Source organism: Bacillus coahuilensis m4-4 (assembly GCF_000171615.1).
GTDB lineage: Bacteria > Bacillota > Bacilli > Bacillales > Bacillaceae_K > Bacillus_T > Bacillus_T coahuilensis.
In genome coordinates, this window is record NZ_ABFU01000019.3 from 12,506 (window position 1) to 27,932 (window position 15,427).

Annotated in this window: 25 protein-coding genes and 2 pseudogenes; 17 read left to right on the plus strand and 10 right to left on the minus strand. The window is 35.1% G+C overall.

Going from position 1 to position 15,427, the window contains the following annotated elements; genetic code table 11:
• Positions 1-251 precede the first annotated feature (251 nt).
• From M44_RS04710 to M44_RS04750, 9 genes are all read left to right on the plus strand, one after another.
• A complete protein-coding gene (locus M44_RS04710; protein ID WP_010171350.1) occupies positions 252-1,439 on the plus strand; it encodes a DNA repair exonuclease in 1,188 nt (395 codons plus the stop codon).
• 3 nt (positions 1,440-1,442) lie between these two features.
• A complete protein-coding gene (locus tag M44_RS04715) occupies positions 1,443-2,012 on the plus strand; it encodes an ATP-binding protein (RefSeq protein WP_029326730.1) in 570 nt (189 codons plus the stop codon).
• Positions 1,958-2,539 carry an AAA family ATPase gene (locus M44_RS04720; protein ID WP_010171352.1) on the plus strand — a complete coding sequence of 194 codons (582 nt, stop codon included), beginning with the start codon at positions 1,958-1,960 and terminating at the stop codon, positions 2,537-2,539. Before M44_RS04715 ends, M44_RS04720 begins: the two co-directional genes overlap by 55 nt.
• Entirely contained in the window at positions 2,536-2,937 is a 402-nt protein-coding gene (locus tag M44_RS04725; RefSeq protein WP_010171354.1) for a hypothetical protein, read from the plus strand. The genes M44_RS04720 and M44_RS04725 overlap by 4 nt, the downstream gene beginning before the upstream one ends.
• A gap of 70 nt (positions 2,938-3,007) precedes the next feature.
• Positions 3,008-3,481: a hypothetical protein gene (locus M44_RS04730; protein WP_010171356.1), complete on the plus strand. Its 474-nt coding sequence runs from the start codon at positions 3,008-3,010 to the stop codon at positions 3,479-3,481.
• On the plus strand, positions 3,441-4,352 hold the full coding sequence (locus M44_RS04735; protein WP_155814907.1) for an ATP-binding protein: 912 nt from the start codon (positions 3,441-3,443) through the stop codon (positions 4,350-4,352). Before M44_RS04730 ends, M44_RS04735 begins: the two co-directional genes overlap by 41 nt.
• Before the next feature lie 111 nt (positions 4,353-4,463).
• Complete coding sequence (locus M44_RS20345) at positions 4,464-5,597, plus strand: MFS transporter (RefSeq protein ID WP_010171359.1); 1,134 nt, start codon at positions 4,464-4,466, stop codon at positions 5,595-5,597.
• 74 nt (positions 5,598-5,671) lie between these two features.
• Entirely contained in the window at positions 5,672-6,613 is a 942-nt protein-coding gene (gene yhaM, locus M44_RS04745; RefSeq protein WP_010171360.1) for a 3'-5' exoribonuclease YhaM, read from the plus strand.
• 80 nt (positions 6,614-6,693) lie between these two features.
• Positions 6,694-6,879, plus strand: a complete 186-nt coding sequence (locus M44_RS04750) for a sporulation YhaL family protein (RefSeq protein ID WP_010171362.1) — start codon at positions 6,694-6,696, stop codon at positions 6,877-6,879.
• A gap of 212 nt (positions 6,880-7,091) precedes the next feature.
• Here M44_RS04750 and M44_RS04760 read toward each other — a convergent pair whose 3' ends face one another.
• A complete protein-coding gene (locus M44_RS04760; protein ID WP_029326732.1) occupies positions 7,092-7,805 on the minus strand; it encodes a peptidylprolyl isomerase in 714 nt (237 codons plus the stop codon).
• A 176-nt stretch (positions 7,806-7,981) separates the two neighbouring features.
• On the opposite strand from M44_RS04760, the gene M44_RS25895 reads away from it, so the two are divergent.
• The 3 genes from M44_RS25895 to M44_RS25905 all read left to right on the plus strand — a co-directional run bounded on the left by M44_RS25895 (position 7,982) and on the right by M44_RS25905 (position 8,391).
• A complete protein-coding gene (locus M44_RS25895; protein ID WP_040365336.1) occupies positions 7,982-8,068 on the plus strand; it encodes a YjcZ family sporulation protein in 87 nt (28 codons plus the stop codon).
• An 87-nt stretch (positions 8,069-8,155) separates the two neighbouring features.
• Positions 8,156-8,242 carry a YjcZ family sporulation protein gene (locus M44_RS25900; RefSeq protein WP_059282367.1) on the plus strand — a complete coding sequence of 29 codons (87 nt, stop codon included), beginning with the start codon at positions 8,156-8,158 and terminating at the stop codon, positions 8,240-8,242.
• Positions 8,243-8,304: 62 nt separating this feature from the next.
• A complete protein-coding gene (locus tag M44_RS25905; RefSeq protein WP_153007649.1) occupies positions 8,305-8,391 on the plus strand; it encodes a YjcZ family sporulation protein in 87 nt (28 codons plus the stop codon).
• A 50-nt stretch (positions 8,392-8,441) separates the two neighbouring features.
• On the opposite strand, the gene M44_RS04780 is transcribed toward M44_RS25905, so the two are convergent.
• The 3 genes from M44_RS04780 to M44_RS27305 all read right to left on the minus strand — a co-directional run bounded on the left by M44_RS04780 (position 8,442) and on the right by M44_RS27305 (position 9,309).
• A complete protein-coding gene (locus tag M44_RS04780; RefSeq protein WP_010171366.1) occupies positions 8,442-8,633 on the minus strand; it encodes a hypothetical protein in 192 nt (63 codons plus the stop codon).
• A 135-nt stretch (positions 8,634-8,768) separates the two neighbouring features.
• Complete coding sequence (locus M44_RS25910) at positions 8,769-9,065, minus strand: DUF3267 domain-containing protein (RefSeq protein ID WP_155814908.1); 297 nt, start codon at positions 9,063-9,065, stop codon at positions 8,769-8,771.
• On the minus strand, positions 8,974-9,309 hold the full coding sequence (locus tag M44_RS27305; protein ID WP_010171370.1) for a hypothetical protein: 336 nt from the start codon (positions 9,307-9,309) through the stop codon (positions 8,974-8,976). Before M44_RS27305 ends, M44_RS25910 begins: the two co-directional genes overlap by 92 nt.
• 164 nt (positions 9,310-9,473) lie before the next feature.
• Here M44_RS27305 and M44_RS24750 point away from each other — a divergent pair, with 164 nt between their 5' ends.
• Together M44_RS24750 and M44_RS29795 are read left to right on the plus strand one after the other, a co-directional pair.
• Positions 9,474-9,704: a DUF1878 family protein gene (locus tag M44_RS24750; protein ID WP_010171372.1), complete on the plus strand. Its 231-nt coding sequence runs from the start codon at positions 9,474-9,476 to the stop codon at positions 9,702-9,704.
• Positions 9,676-9,825: a DUF1878 family protein gene (locus tag M44_RS29795; RefSeq protein ID WP_162013644.1), complete on the plus strand. Its 150-nt coding sequence runs from the start codon at positions 9,676-9,678 to the stop codon at positions 9,823-9,825. Before M44_RS24750 ends, M44_RS29795 begins: the two co-directional genes overlap by 29 nt.
• Here the strand turns inward: M44_RS29795 and M44_RS04795 are convergent.
• The 3 genes from M44_RS04795 to M44_RS26810 form a co-directional block, all read right to left on the minus strand.
• A complete protein-coding gene (locus tag M44_RS04795) occupies positions 9,822-10,394 on the minus strand; it encodes an HTH-type transcriptional regulator Hpr (protein WP_010171374.1) in 573 nt (190 codons plus the stop codon). The genes M44_RS29795 and M44_RS04795 overlap by 4 nt on opposite strands.
• 112 nt (positions 10,395-10,506) lie before the next feature.
• Complete coding sequence (locus tag M44_RS04800) at positions 10,507-10,716, minus strand: hypothetical protein (protein ID WP_010171375.1); 210 nt, start codon at positions 10,714-10,716, stop codon at positions 10,507-10,509.
• 38 nt (positions 10,717-10,754) lie between these two features.
• Entirely contained in the window at positions 10,755-10,862 is a 108-nt protein-coding gene (locus M44_RS26810) for a YtxH domain-containing protein (protein WP_010171377.1), read from the minus strand.
• A 194-nt stretch (positions 10,863-11,056) separates the two neighbouring features.
• On the opposite strand from M44_RS26810, the gene yhzF reads away from it, so the two are divergent.
• Positions 11,057-11,185 carry a membrane protein YhzF gene (gene yhzF / locus M44_RS30190; protein WP_474371580.1) on the plus strand — a complete coding sequence of 43 codons (129 nt, stop codon included), beginning with the start codon at positions 11,057-11,059 and terminating at the stop codon, positions 11,183-11,185.
• Between the two features lie 103 nt (positions 11,186-11,288).
• On the opposite strand, the gene M44_RS04810 is transcribed toward yhzF, so the two are convergent.
• Both M44_RS04810 and M44_RS20365 read right to left on the minus strand, forming a co-directional pair.
• Positions 11,289-11,813, minus strand: coding sequence for a tryptophan transporter (locus tag M44_RS04810; protein WP_010171379.1), 525 nt, complete (start codon positions 11,811-11,813; stop codon positions 11,289-11,291).
• A gap of 124 nt (positions 11,814-11,937) precedes the next feature.
• A pseudogene (locus M44_RS20365) lies at positions 11,938-12,361 on the minus strand (HIT family protein).
• A gap of 521 nt (positions 12,362-12,882) precedes the next feature.
• Between M44_RS20365 and M44_RS20370 the strand changes: the two are divergent.
• Positions 12,883-13,625: pseudogene (locus M44_RS20370) on the plus strand (ABC transporter ATP-binding protein).
• Entirely contained in the window at positions 13,618-14,838 is a 1,221-nt protein-coding gene (locus M44_RS04825) for an ABC transporter permease (protein WP_010171388.1), read from the plus strand. The pseudogene M44_RS20370 and the gene M44_RS04825 overlap by 8 nt, the downstream one beginning before the upstream one ends.
• Positions 14,839-14,884: 46 nt before the next feature.
• Here the strand turns inward: M44_RS04825 and M44_RS20375 are convergent.
• The coding region (locus M44_RS20375) for a M20 metallopeptidase family protein (protein WP_010171390.1) at positions 14,885-15,427 on the minus strand (543 nt) is incomplete at its 5' end.

Consider the following 15,427-nt stretch of genomic DNA (forward strand, 5'->3'; position numbering starts at 1 on the left):
GCAGGGTATGTTTCAAAAGATGCTACGAATTTTGCAATGTGCCAATATAGCGTACATCTTCTTTGACCGTCTTATCCATTGCGCTATAAGCAAAGACATTCTTTGGGAATCTGGAAGAGTTGTTAGTAGATTCAAATTTTTAGGCATTTTTTGAGATGGATTCATTTCTATCTGTTTATATATAGGACAAACATGTCTATAATGGTAGAATAAGAGAACGTGCATTCGGTTTTAAGTAGGAGGAGAAGTAAGTGATTCGTTTTATACATTGTGCAGATTTACATTTAGATAGTCCTTTCATTGGTTTAACGGGAATACCATCAAAGGTATTTGACCGAATTCATCAGAGTACGTTTTTATCTTTCGAAAGAATCATAAGTATTGCTATAGATAAACAGGTAGATTTTATTTGTATTAGTGGTGATCTTTTTGACGGAGAAGACCGTAGTATTAAAGCGCAGGTTCGACTTCAGAAACAATTAAATAGATTACACCATGCAGGTATTCCATGCTTCATTTTACACGGAAATCACGACCATTTGAGTGGGAAATGGGTGACATTAGAGTTGCCTGAAAATGTAACTGTATTTAAGGAGGATGTGGAGGGAAAATCTTTCTTTTCAAAGAGTGGCGAACGAGTGACCATTTCTGGTTTCAGTTACGGGACACGACAAGTATTCGATAGAAAAATTAATGACTATCCCGTTGCAAAAGGTGAGGGATACCATATTGGAATGCTACATGGTTCAGAGGGAACAAAATCAGGTGAACATATTCCATATGCTCCTTTTACAATTGAAGAATTGCTGGGAAAAAAAATGGACTATTGGGCTTTGGGACACATTCATAAAAGACAAATCCTTCATGAAGATCCCTATATCGTGTATCCAGGAAATATTCAAGGAAGAAGTATGAAAGAATCGGGTGAAAAAGGCTGCTATCTTGTTGAAATGAATTCTGTTTCTACAGAGGCGACTTTTTATTCTACAAATGCTATACTTTTTGAAAAAATCTCTGTGGAAGTATCAGAAAGTCTTACTCTAACTGAGTTAATCAATAAATTAGAGGAATGGAAAAATAGAAGAAGACAAGAACAAAGGTCTAATCTAATTGAATTTGAACTAGTAGGCGATTTATCACCATCCTTACAACGATCTTTAGAAGAAATAGTTGAAACCTTACAAGACAGGGAAGAGGAAGAAGAATATTTTGTATGGGTGACAGGGATTACATACTCCCAGGCAAAAAATGAGAGTTCTCTGCAAGCATATCATCCCCTACTAACACTGCTTAAGAATTGGGAATTAGACGATGTTCATCAAGCAACAGAGGAACTTCTTTTACATCCCCAGGCAAATCGTTATATTATGGATCACTTTTCATTACATCAAGAAAGGCTTTTACATAAAGCGATTGGCATCTTAGAGGGGAAGGAATAAGCGATGAAAATTATTGGACTTCACATATATGGGTTTGGAAAACTATCCAATTTCACGATAAATAATTTGGAAGAAATGCGCGTTTTTTTCGGAGATAACGAAGTAGGGAAAACGACTATCCAACAATTTATCCTAACTATGCTGTTTGGATTTAAAAAAGAAAAATTGAATGATCCCAATTATACACCAATACTCTCTTCTAAATATGGAGGGAAGCTTTTTATTGAAGAAGACCGTTATCACATACGTATGATAGAAAGAGTGAAAGGTGTAAATAAAGGAGAAGCGATAGTAGTTTCGCAAGAAGGAAAAGAATACGGTGAAGAAGTTCTAAAGAGATTATTGAATGGCCTAGACCGTGATATGTATGAAAAGGTTTATTCATTTAATGTATTTGACTTACAGGAACTACATACATTTGACGGACTTGAGTTGAATCGGTTCTTTTTTTCAACATCCCTAGCTGGCACAAAGGATTTTTTTCATTTAGAAAAAGAGGTAGAAAAGAAAAAGCTAATTTGTTCAAGAAATCCGGTAAAAATCCAGTCATTAATCAATTACTTCTTGAGTTGAGGAGTCTAGAGAAAGACCTTACCATTTTAAAAGGTAAGAATGACAAGTATATTCATCACCTTGAAGAAAAAGAGATGTTGGAAGAGTCCATCCGTTATTCAGAAACAGAGTATGGTGATCAACAACATCTATTAAATAGATTGCAGGAATTACAAAGAATACGACCACTTTATATGGAAAAGAAAAAACTCTCATATGAACAAAATCAGTTAGAAGGTTGTAAAAATTTTCCTTTTAGTGGAGCTTCAAGACTTGAAAAGCTACTAATAGAATGTGAAGAACTTACTATTTCATTTCAACATCTTGAGAAAAAAAGAGAGGAGCTCGAGACTTCTCCCATTATAGGTTTATCTAGCAAACAAGCAGCGTTGATCCATCAATATCTTAATGAAGAAACACCACTTAAACAACTAAACAATAAAATCGAGCAATTAAAAATAGAAATAGAGAATGAAATGAAAGATGTCACCTCATTACAGGACCATCTTGGAATGCAAAATGTAACATATGATGAAGTAGAAAAATGAATACTAATTTGGCTTTACAAAATGATTGGAATGGATGGGTGAATGAAAGGCATCAGTTCATACTCTCCATCCATACAGTAGATGATGCATTAAAGAGAGAGCAAGACGAACTTTCTCGTCTTGAAAAAGAAATAGAATGCATTGAAGAGAAAATGTGGGATGAAAGTGAATATCAAGAACTTGTGAATATACTTGATATTCTTCCCAAAAACAAGGACCTAGCGGATATGAGGAATCCCTTTTCCTATAGAAATTGGTTGCTATTAGCATGTTCATTTCTTTTTATTCATCGGTGCTGTTCCACTCTATCTTTTAATAAACTTTGTAGGTATCCTAACGGCAGTTCTTGGAGGATTTGGGACACTATTAAGCTTTGTTCTACTATACCAAGGGGTTAAGAAACAAAATAAATGGTTTGAGGCATCATTAAAAAATGAGAAGGCATTAGTAAGAGTCGGGCAGAGGGAATTGTATCGATCAGAAGCAAGAGGGTTAATTACAGAGCAACAGACGTTGCGCTCGGAATGGAAGCATACTCTTCATATGGTTGAACATCAGGAGGAAAGAGTAAGAGCACATTCTAAAGAAATAGAGAAAAAGCAAGAAGAGCTACAGAGGTTAGAGGTCGATTTTGCTCAATTAAAACAAGAATTACGCCTCCCTTCCTCTTTACAATGGGAATTACTACAGGATGCAGTCAATAAAATAATCAAATTAAAAGAGATGATTAGCAGAAAAAGAAGAAGCGAGCAAAGTATAGATAGACTCACAGATGATTTCCAATCTTCCATTCACTATTGGAAAAACCAATTTCTGTCAGAGGGTATTGAATATACATCATGGAACTCGTTTGACTATATGAAACAAAAACTAAATGAATATGAAACTGAAAAACAACAAAATGAACTGGAGATCACAACAAATAGCAGAACTAAAGGATGAAATGGAGAAAATACAGCTTAGACTAGAAGGTATGGAAAATGAACGAGATAAACTATTACAACAAGCTGAAGTAAATACAAATGAAGATTATTTCAGGAAAGCAATGAATCACGAGCGTTATCATCAGCTTGAAAAGGAAATAGAGTTAGTTGCTTATAAAATGGATACTTTGACAGAAGAAGAAGAAGAACTACTACAAAACAATCGAATTGAACAGAGAATGGAACAATGTAGTTCTCTAATGAAAGAATTGAAAGAACAACAAAAACATTTGCGTGACACAGTAGCAAAGCTAGATTATTCATTAAAACAATTAGAAGAAGGCTATGATTTCAAGCAACTTCTTCAAACATATCATAATAAAAAAACAGAACTTATTCAGCAATCTGAGGATTGGGCTGCTTATGCTATTGTGTTAGCAGCTTTAGAACAATTACAAAGCATGTACAAAGAAAAGGAGCTACCAGAAATATTAGGGTTAGCCTCATCTCATATGATGTATCTTACTAATAATCACTATCGGGAGATACGTTTAGATGAAGACAGATGGTACGTTCTCAGTGGGAACGATACCATTCCAATCCAACAGTTAAGTCAGGGCGCTAAGGAGCAAGTGTATGTGAGTATTCGGTTAGCTCTAATTTGTTCTTTAAGAGAAAGTGGAAGTTTACCAATTATTGTAGATGATGGATTCGTTCATTTTGATCATGACCGTTCCCAAAGAGTCATCCATCTTCTTAAAGACATAAGCAAAGATGTACAAGTGATCTTTTTTACATGTCATCCTCATTTTAAGGAAAAATTTAATGAGGAAGAAGTAGTGTGGATGAAAGCTAGATCAGAAGAAAGATCATTTCCATTTTTATCGTAACTTGGGTACACTATAAGCATTGCTATTGGTAGAAGGGACGTAAAAGTATGGGGGACGCAAACAAAAAAAGGACACCTCTTGTTCTTTTAAGTTTTAATTTTATTTATCATTATGGTTGGAATTGGGCTTGTTATCCCAATTCTTCCGTTTTATGTAGAAATGTTTCAAGCAAATGCACAGATACTAGGATTACTTGTAGCCGTTTTTGCGTTTATGCAATTTATATTTGCTCCAATTTGGGGTCGATTATCAGACCGTATTGGAAGGAAGCCGTTAATCACCATAGGTTTATTTGGTTTTGCTGTTGCAGAATTTATCTTTGCATTTGCGGTAGGGTTATGGATGCTTTTTGTCTCAAGGATCTTAGCTGGGATTTTTGGTTCAGCCCTAATGCCTACAGCAATGACCTATGTTTCGGATGTAACAGAGGAAAAAGATAGAGGAAAAGGAATGGGTATTTTAGGTGCAGCAATGAGTTTAGGGATTGTGATTGGACCTGGAATAGGAGGATGGTTAGCGGAATTTGATTTATCTTATCCATTCTTATTTGCTGGTATTGCTGCTACAATAGCTGGAATTGTTTCCATCGTGATGTTGCCAGAATCTTATCCTATTGAGGAGAGAAATAAACAGCCTGAATCAGAAAAAGTTGGCCAATTAACCTTAATGAAGAATGCTCTTCAAAGCTCCGTTGGCTTTTTACTAGTGTTAGTGTTTATTATGAGTTTTGGATTAGCAAACTTTCAATCCATTTTCAGCTATTATTCACTTGAACGATACAATTATGGACCTCAAGAGGTTGGTCTAATCATCTTGCTAATAGGAATAGTGGGTACGTTCATTCAAGGTTTTGGTGTTGGGAAAATGACTGCTTTGTTTGGTGAGCAGCGAGTCGTAACCATGTCATTGTTAATTAGTGCAATTGGTTTTGTTCTTATGACTCTAGCACCTAGCTTTATTTGGGTGCTCATAACCACTAGTATCTTTTATATTGGAAACTCCATGCTTCGCCCTTCCTTAAATTCACTGATATCTAAGCTTGCTGGTGATAAGCAAGGGATGATTATGGGATTAAATAATTCCTTTCTTAGTTTAGGTAATGTGGCAGGACCCATACTTGCAGGAACGCTATTTGAATGGAATATTCATATTCCTTATCTATTTGGTGCATGCATTATGATTATTGGTTTAGTGGCAACAAAAATATGGATAAAGAAGCATAATAAAGAGCATGTTGGAGCCTAAATCTGTAAGAATAAGCTCAACTCACATTTATGATATACTAAAAATAAAAACCATTCGATAGAGGGGGATGAAACGTGTCTAAGGGAATAACGTTTCTAGAAGCTGGTGAATCCGTTGATACTTTTGTGATGATCAAGTCAGTAACAAAAGGAATGGCCAATACTGGAAAGCCGTTTTTAACGATTCTTTTTCAAGATAAGAGCGGCGAAATCGATGCAAAGCTATGGGACGCATCAGACAAGGATGAAGAACAGTATCAACCACAAACTATTGTGAAAGTGCAAGGAGAAATTCACAACTATCGTGGGAAAAACCAATTGAAAATCAAGCAAATTCGACTTGCCACACAAGCTGACGGAGTTAAACCATCTGAATTTATTGAAACTGCACCTTTAAATCAAGAGGAAATGTCAGCTAAAATAACAGAATACATCTTTCAGATGGAAAACTCTAATATTCAAAGAATTACCCGACATTTACTAAAGAAATATAATAAAGAGTTTTTAGAATATCCTGCTGCTACCAAAAATCATCACGAATTTTATTCAGGACTTGCTTATCATGTGGTTTCCATGCTTGAATTGGGGAAGGCACTAATTCAACTATATCCTTCGATTAATAAAGACTTATTATTTGCTGGAATTATATTGCATGATCTAGGAAAAGTCACAGAGCTATCTGGACCCATTTCGACTGCTTATACGATTGAAGGAAATTTAATTGGACATATTTCTATCATGGTAAGTGAAATTGCCAAAACAGCAGATGAGCTTTCAATTGAAGGTGAAGAAGTTATGCTGCTTCAGCATATGGTTTTAAGTCATCATGGGAAAGCTGAGTGGGGATCACCAAAGCCTCCAATGCTACGAGAGGCGGAAATATTGCATTATATTGATAATATTGATGCGAAGATGAATATGTTAGATCGAGCGTTAGAACGGACCAAACCTGGTGAATTCACTGAAAGAGTATTTGCCTTAGATAATCGCTCTTTTTATAAACCAGCATCTAAATGACTCTAGAACTTCTAGAGTCATTTTTTATTTATAAGCTGCATATAGATTAGTAAGACAAGCGTACTAAGGGGGGAATAGGAATGGTACTGCCAATTTGGATTTACTTTGTTATAGCAGGAATTATTTTCAGTGGATTAATGGCTTTGAAGTCAGGTAAAGAAGAACGGGAACTAGAAGAAGCCTGGATTGAAAAAGAAGGAAATATATATTTGGAGCGAATGGAAAAAGAAAGAGAAGAGAGAGATAAATATAAGCAAACTGTCTAAATAAAAAGCTTGTCCTATTCGTTAGGACAAGCTTTTTGTTCAAATATTATTGACTAGGGTTATCTGCTTCAAAATAAGGGAGAAATAAGTCTTCAAAAGCCTCTGATTTATACGAGATGGACGCTTCCTCTATTTCTTTTAACACGGCTTGTTGAATTTGTTCTGGAGTCAACGTTGAGGTTAAGTATGTATAAGTGATCTCATCTTTTATTTCATCTAGTGGTTTTTTTTCTTTCTTTTTCTGTTATCTCCACAATATGAAATCCGTATGGTGACTCAATAGGCTGGCTGATTTCGTTGACCTGCAATTCATCCATCGCTTGGAGCATTTCTGTTGAAAAAGCATCTCGCTCTAAATAGGAAATGGTCCCTAAATTTCCACCACTAGAAGCGGTTAAGGAATCGATGGAATAAGTTTCTGCAAGATCTTCAAATGCAGTACCAGATTGTAATTCATCTAGAACCTTTTTAGCTGTCTCCTTATCAGAAACGAGTATATGGCGCACATTTATGGCTGGTGTCCATGTAGTATAAAAGTCTTGCAAATCTTTTTCAGTTGCCTCTAAAGTTGAAATGGCAGCTTTCCTTTGAAGTACTTGTAATGCAAGCTGTTCTTTAAACTGTTCTTCATTTATTTGATATTCATTAAGATACTCTTCATATTGAGAACCTAATGCTTCTTTTGCATTTTCTAATTCCAACTGTAACTCTTCTGAAGAAACATCATAATTTTGTTCCAATATGTGAAGTAATGTAAGATCACGGAGAGCTTGTTCCACCTGGGGACGGTAATTATTGAGTAATTGGTTATAAAGATCTTCTTCTGTAATCAAGGTGTTTTCTGCTTCTACAATAACTTCTTGATTATTACAACCTGAAAGCAATAATAGTGATACTATTCCTAGCGAAACTGTGCGTTTGTACATGTAACCAACTCCCATTATCCTTCAATATTCTCTAAATTTCTACAAACCTAACTATAACATAGTTCATTATTCTCATAAATATTTTTGAAATTCTTTCAGAAAGTGGGCATTCGTACCGTACGAATGCCCGCTTTTTTCATAGTATGTAAAGGAAAAGACAAAAAGGAGGTACTCTCATGAGTGGAGGATATAATGCAGGTTTTGCTTTAATTGTTGTGCTGTTCATTTTGTTAATCATTGTGGGCGCAGCGTATATTTACTAAGAATTTAAACTTTTAGGTAAAAAGCCTAAACCTAATGAATGAATCTTGAATAGGATAAAGTAACACTCCAAAAGGAGGTGGAAAGTGATGGGTCAATCTTATGGAGCAGGATTTGCGTTAATCGTAGTATTGTTCATCTTATTAATTATTGTAGGTGCAGCTTGGTTGTACTAATCAATGAGAAGAGAGCATAAGTCTATTTGACTTGTGCTCCTCTCCTGAAAGGAGGATATAACATGTCTCAATCTTATGGATCTGGATTTGCGTTAATCGTTGTGTTATTTATCTTGCTAATCATCATCGGAGCAGCTTGGGTATATTAATCTATTAAAAGTAAAAGGGCATCTTACTAGATGCCCTTTTTACCTTTTAATCATGAAGAGAACAATATCTCAATGTAAGAAGAGACAAGCAATATGGTGATTAGAATATTAATGGTTCTAAATACAGATGCTTGTTTTTCCTCAGACATTTCTCTAGTGGTACATAATGTAAAGGTCAATGTATTAATGAAGTAGAGTATAAACCCTGCCATCACAATAAATACAAGTAAAACGGAGACCATATAAACCCCTCCCATAGCTCCTATACCCAATACAATAGCAAATAATCATTTAAATTGGTAGAGATAGAAGCGGAAATTTTGTCTCATTCTTTAATAAAACTATATTCAGTTCATTACGGGAATAGGCGCGATCCATTACGTAGTGGAAACTAATATTTCACAACCCTTGTTTGTATCTTCTATTTTAGCATTCTTTGGTGTAGACAGTATGTGTTTCATATATAAGAAATCGGAAGAACACATGCCGACATGGTATGCTAGTAAGATGGCAATATAATGCACATAATGTGGAAACGCTAGACACATTAATAATAAGACCGTATTGATCACAATAAATGGGCTAAACAAAGAGCAAATGAACAAATTTTTGGCAATGGGTTCTTTGATTCTTATTGAAAAGAATGGAATAAAAGCCAAATTGAATGTGAGCATCTATCTTCACAAATTTAAAGACAGGCAATAATGGTAGTAAATGAACCATTTTATGAAGAGGATACAGAGCAATCCAGCCTAATACAAATAATATAAAATGTGAATCGTATAAAGTAGACGAAAAAGCAAGCACCAATGGCACATATATAACAGAGAATACAAGAAAGCTAACAATTAAAGACAATAAGAAGATACGATGAAAGCCATAATATTTATATATGTTAACCGACTTTAAGCAATGCATAATGAAAACCCTCCGCCACCGAATCTGAATTCTGATGTCAAAATCACTACCATACTTTACGCCCATTAATTTAAAAAAATACAATAGGATTTAGAGAAATAAATTTCATTATTTAAAGAAAAGGTTTACAATTTATAGGAATGAATATAAAGGTGGAAAGAAGTATGAAAGAAGTGGACAATTTCCTAAGAATAATAGAAAAATTAGAATATCATCAGCGTCTGATTTTGCAGATGTTGCCAGCCAACGCAAATTCCTTTAATCGATTTATTTTAGAAAATGATTTAACGGAGAATGAAGTAAAACAGTTGAAGGAAATGTGTGAAGAGATGAACATGAAAATGGAAGAAGAAAAAGCGGATCATTTTGTTATTTTTTTCTCCGCTTTATTATGATTTTCAACATAAACTTCATACGATAAAACCAAGTCTTAAAGTAGAAGAAGTGATACAGGCCTGCTTAAACCAAGGCTTGTACATGAATTTAATGTCTGTTTTAAAGAGAAACCTGGATTAAACTGGCTCTTCTTGATGCTTGTTTTTTACAATATGACCATCTACTTCATCAAATTCTGTTTCTATATGATGAAAGCTAGTTTCGAAGATATCCATAAAGTCTTCTCCGTAAATATGCTTCACTACACTCATCATCTCAATCATATCTGGAAAGCGCCCATAAAGCTCACGTAAAGGTCCTACCCCTTTAAAGACCGCGTGATTTTCAGGTTGATAGTTTTTCATTAAGTCTAATAAAACGCTTTCACCTTTGTCTGTCAAACAAATATAGGTATTTCGCTTATCAGATTCCTTTTTCGAAAATTCAAGTAAGCCGCGTTCTTCTAACTTTTTTGAGAAGTTAAACGCAGTAGATACATGCATGACCCCAAATTTAGCTACATCTGAAATGGAAGCGCCCTTTAGATGATACGCAATCCATAGTATGTGATGTTCATTAATATTTAAGTCATAAGGCTTAATCCATTGTTGCCAATCTTTTTCTATGGCTTTCCATAATGCTTTACTAAGTTGTGCCATCCTTTGACTGAACAACATGGCCTCCTTCATTTGAAAAGACTTTTCTGACATAGAATCCCATCTCCTTTATCCGTTCCTACCAATACCCTTATAGACGCTTACCAATATTATGCCAATAAAATGAGTGTGAGAAAAGAGGAAATGATGAAAATCTTTAGAATATTTATTGATTTCCTTCATTTTTGGATGCTTTTGGCATATTTTCTTCCAGCTTTTTAACTGTTTCTTGAATCGATTCTATTTCTAGTTTAATTTTATTCGTATTTTGATTAATATCTTCTTTCCAGTATTCAACAGAATTCTTCACATCTTTTGAAAAGGCAGAGATCGTTTCTTTGCCCTCTTTGACTAAAGTTTGAATAGAATTCTTCACATCTTTCGCAGCAAAGCTAACGTCTTTATATTGAGAGATTAGTGTATTCTTTTTTCTTCTAATTGTTTTCTTGTTACTTTTCCTGAATTTGGTGCGTGAAGAAATGTATAGGCAGCAGCTGCAATCGATCCAGTTACCAAACCCATGAAAATGATTTCTTATTGTTCATTAAAGGTTCACCTCATCTTAGACTTAGTCCTTTATAGTATTATTCTACAAAATTTATTGAAATCCTTCTAAACACTTTCCCTTTCTCGTATTGTCTAAACGACTTTCTCATACATAAGGGATCCTTAGCATACCATTGAATATAGGACATCTCTAGGATGGGGTGAGATATGTGTCAGGTATTGTTATAGGATTTTACGGATTAAGTATCATATTATTCTTAGGCATGATTCATTATTTAGTCGCAACAAGTAAGCAGGGGATGTATCCTCCCAAAAATTTGCTAAAAAAAAAGAGCTAGCGTTCTTTGCATAGGAGGCATTATTACACTCATTATTGGAATTCTTCTTCACATTATTGGAACATGAAAAAGGCTGCCTAATTAGACAGCCTTTTTTTATCGTTTATGCGGCAGCTTCATCAATTAAAGAAGTTCGCTTTAGGATCGTTTGAACAATCGGGTATAAGATAAACATGGCGATACCATTTAAGACAATGGCTGGTAATACAACTCCAATCAATAGCACAGTAAATGGTACTGGTAAACCAACAATGATAAGTGCAGAAGTTAAAAAGATTGTTCCGGAAATAAGTGTACCAATTGCTGTCAATCCAACAGACAAGGGAAACAAAGGAATAAATCGTTTACCCAAAATCAATAATCCAAAAAATAGTAAAGCTGTTAAAGGTTTATCCATCACATTTGGAAGAAATCCGCCTGGAAACGTAGTGGTGATTCCAGATATTAGTCCTGCAACTACACCAATTGTTAAAGCGTTCTTAATAGTAGGAAATGTAATAATCCCAAGAAACATCATGACTAGCATCATGTCTGGTTTCATACCATCTCCAATGCCTGGAATTACGGCATGTAATACAGCGCCTATCCCCACAAATAAAGATAGTGTCACCATCGTTTTCGTATTCATTTCTCATCTCTCCTATTCTCATCTAACTAGACTTATTCTCCCGGCGTGTCCTCATGACCGCAGGCGAGAAATTACTTAAAATTATAACACAAAGAGAAAATACGTAAAGAGTAATGCGTGTAATTTATTGAATATTATTATTTATTTCCTTAGCCATTTTCTGTAAGTCTTCCTTAGAAAAATCACTTGTATGGGTTTTCCATACGGCTCCAAATCCATCCCCCATCCCCATATCTAGGGATAAAATGTAAATGGAAATGAAATACAGATTGTCCAGCATCTTCGCCATTATTATTTAGCAAGTTTAATCCAACTGGCTCGTATGTAGCTTTTAATGAATTTGCAATTTTAGGGGCTACTTTAAAAAGATGACTAGCCATTTCTTCTGTTAATTCGTAGACGTTTTCTTTATGTTCTTTAGGGATTAGTAAAGTATGGCCTTTCGTTACTTGACTGATATCTAAAAACGCAAGTACATGCTCATCCTCATATACTTTTGCAGAGGGAATATCGCCAGTGATAATACTACAAAATATACAATTGCTCATTACTTCCATCTCCTTCACCTTTTTCTTCATAGTACCACAGGTGGTAAACAATAGAAAACTGGACAGGATCGAATATCCTGCCCAGCCTGAAGGGAAAATAAAGTAGGTGAGATCTTACGCATCATTCTCCTTAACAAACACCCCATTTTGCAATAGATTTATGCAATAGATGTGTCTTGGTAAGAATTGCCTTGGTTCAATACAACCATCCCCTTAACGTATCTTTTTTAAATCAACGTATAAAGATTGGTGTAGATCTCCGGTAGTCACCCCATTTAGTAGTTTGTATAAATGGTTAGTCTTTCGGCTTCTTGATGCAATACAATCATCCCCTTATCAAATAAGGATCTACTTCTACTGGTGTAATTCGGTCCTGGCGTTTAATAACCACCCCGTTTTACGTTTTTGTGTTCCCTTCGATTATTATGATAACCAACATTCCTGCACCTATACATAAAATTGATTTTTCGTGTGAAATCTTTTTCTTTTTGCTAAAATGTAAGAAACGTGGAAGGAGAATGATGCACGTGCTTTTAGAAGTGAAAGATTTAGTCGGTGGATATACAAGGAAGCCTGTATTAAAAAACATTTCGTTTATAGTAGAATCTAACTCGATCGTAGGATTAATTGGGTTGAACGGTGCTGGAAAGAGTACGACAATAAAACATATCACAGGATTAATGGAGCAAAAAAATGGAAGGATTACGATTAATGGTCGATCAATCCAAGATGACCCTGACAACTATCGTGGTTCCTTTACTTTCATTCCTGAGACGCCAATCCTTTACGAAGAACTAACGTTACAAGAGCATTTAGAATTAACAGCTATGGCCTACGGTTTAACCAAGGAAGAAATGAATCAGAAGCTACCTCCATTATTAAAGGAATTCAGAATGGAAAAAAGTTAAACTGGTTTCCTGCTCATTTCTCAAAAGGTATGAAGCAAAAGGTAATGATTTTAAGCGCATTTTTGGTTGAACCCAAATTATACATAATTGATGAACCCTTCTTAGGTTTAGACCCCTTAGGTATCCAGTCTTTATTAAATTGGATGGTGAGAATGAAAAATAATGGCGCAGGTATTTTAATGTCTACCCACATATTAGCTACTGCTGAAAAATATTGTGATTCCTTTATCATTTTACATGAGGGCGAAATTAAAGCGGCAGGCACGTTAGAACATTTGAGAGATCAATTTAACATGCCGTTTGCTAGCTTGGATGATATGTATATTCAGCTGACAAAGGATGGGCATGATGAATAACCAAACACTTTGGGAGAAACGATTTCAAGCGTATTTTATAGAATTACAAAAATATCTACGCTATATGTTTAACGACCATCTACTTTTTGTCATGATTTTTGCGGTTGGTGGAGGTGCTTACACTTATAGCGAATGGATTAAAACGATACCTGAATCTTATCCAGGTATTCTAGTGCTAGCAGTAGTATTAAGTTTTTTTAGCACGTGGACGCCCTTTTATACATTGCTAAAAGAAGCAGATAAAGTATATCTCTTACCGATGGAATCTAGGCTGAACGATTATTTTAAAAAAAGTATGCGACTCTCCTTTTTAKKCCCAACAGTCATCCAGTTGATGGCGTTACTAGTATTCATGCCAATATATGTTCGTGTAACAGGAGAAGGATTTTCAGCTTTTCTATATTTAGGTGTCATACTAATGGTACTTAGACTATGGAATATGTTCATCAAGTGGTCTATTTTGAAAACTCAAGAATCCTCTCCTGAGTTTTTTGATACATTGATTAGATACATCTTAAATGCTTTAACAATCTATGTGATGTTTCAACCGTCGCTTACCCTGATACATGTCCTTATTCTGCTCGTGATTCTAGGCTCGTACGGGATAACCATGGTGACCAGTAGTAAATCCAAATTATTAAAATGGGAACGTCTCATTGCAATAGAAGAACAAAGAATGCTCCGGTTTTATCGTGTGGCGAACTTGTTTACAGATGTTCCACATTTAAAAGGTCAAGTAAAGAGAAGAAATTGGCTTAGCTTCTGTTATCAATTTGTGCCATACAATCGAGAACAATCGTATAGTTATTTATTTAGTCGTTCATTGATTAGGTCAGATGAATATTTTGGTTTGTGTGTGAGGTTAACCTTAATTGGGGCATGTTTAATTGTGTGGAATGATATACCAGTGCTTCAATTCTTCTTTAGTGTTTTATTTCTATATTTAACTGGCTTCCAACTCATCCCATTAGTGGAGAAAAATAAATGGATGATATGGAATCTAATCTACCCTTTTCCAAAGCAAAAGATGATACCGTCTTTCGTAAGGCTAGTACAGTTTATTTTATTTTTTCAAAGTATTGTTTTTTCCTTCCTCTTAATTATACTGGGCGACTATTCGACTGGTTTACTAATGGGAGCTTTAAATATCATGTTCAGTATACTATTTGCTCAGGTGTATGCACCTTTAAGACTTAAAAAAATAATGAAATAAAAAACGGAGTGTTCCCAAAAGGGGCATTCCGTTTTTTGTATGAGAGTTATTCTGTTGCTTTTTCTCTACTATATTCCGTAGCTGTCTTTGTTAAAACTTTAGCCGCAACTAGTAAGGCGTCTTCATCTAGGTCAAACAGTGGATGATGATGAGGTATCGGAGTTTTTCCTGATTGGAGTGCACCTGTGAAGAAAAAGCAGCCTTTAACATGTTGAAGGTAATAGGAAAAATCCTCTCCCCCCATTTCCATTGATGCTTGGGTAACGTGCTGTGAAGTAAGTATTTCTTCTGCACTTTTCATTAAATAATGGGTTTCCTCCTCGTGATTAACAACGGCTGGATAACCTTCGTGATAGACAAATTCTACATCTACACCGTGAAATAGCTTAATTCCTTCTATCAATTGTTTCATCTCATTGACAATGATGTCTTGAACATCCTGCTGAAAGGTTCTCACTGTACCGCCAATTGTACATCTGTCTCCTATAACATTTAAAGCATGAGGGGCATCAAAAATAGTAATGCTTAATACGCTTGGATGAAGAGGATCTACTTTTCTACTTACTATGGACTGAGCTTGACAAAAAAA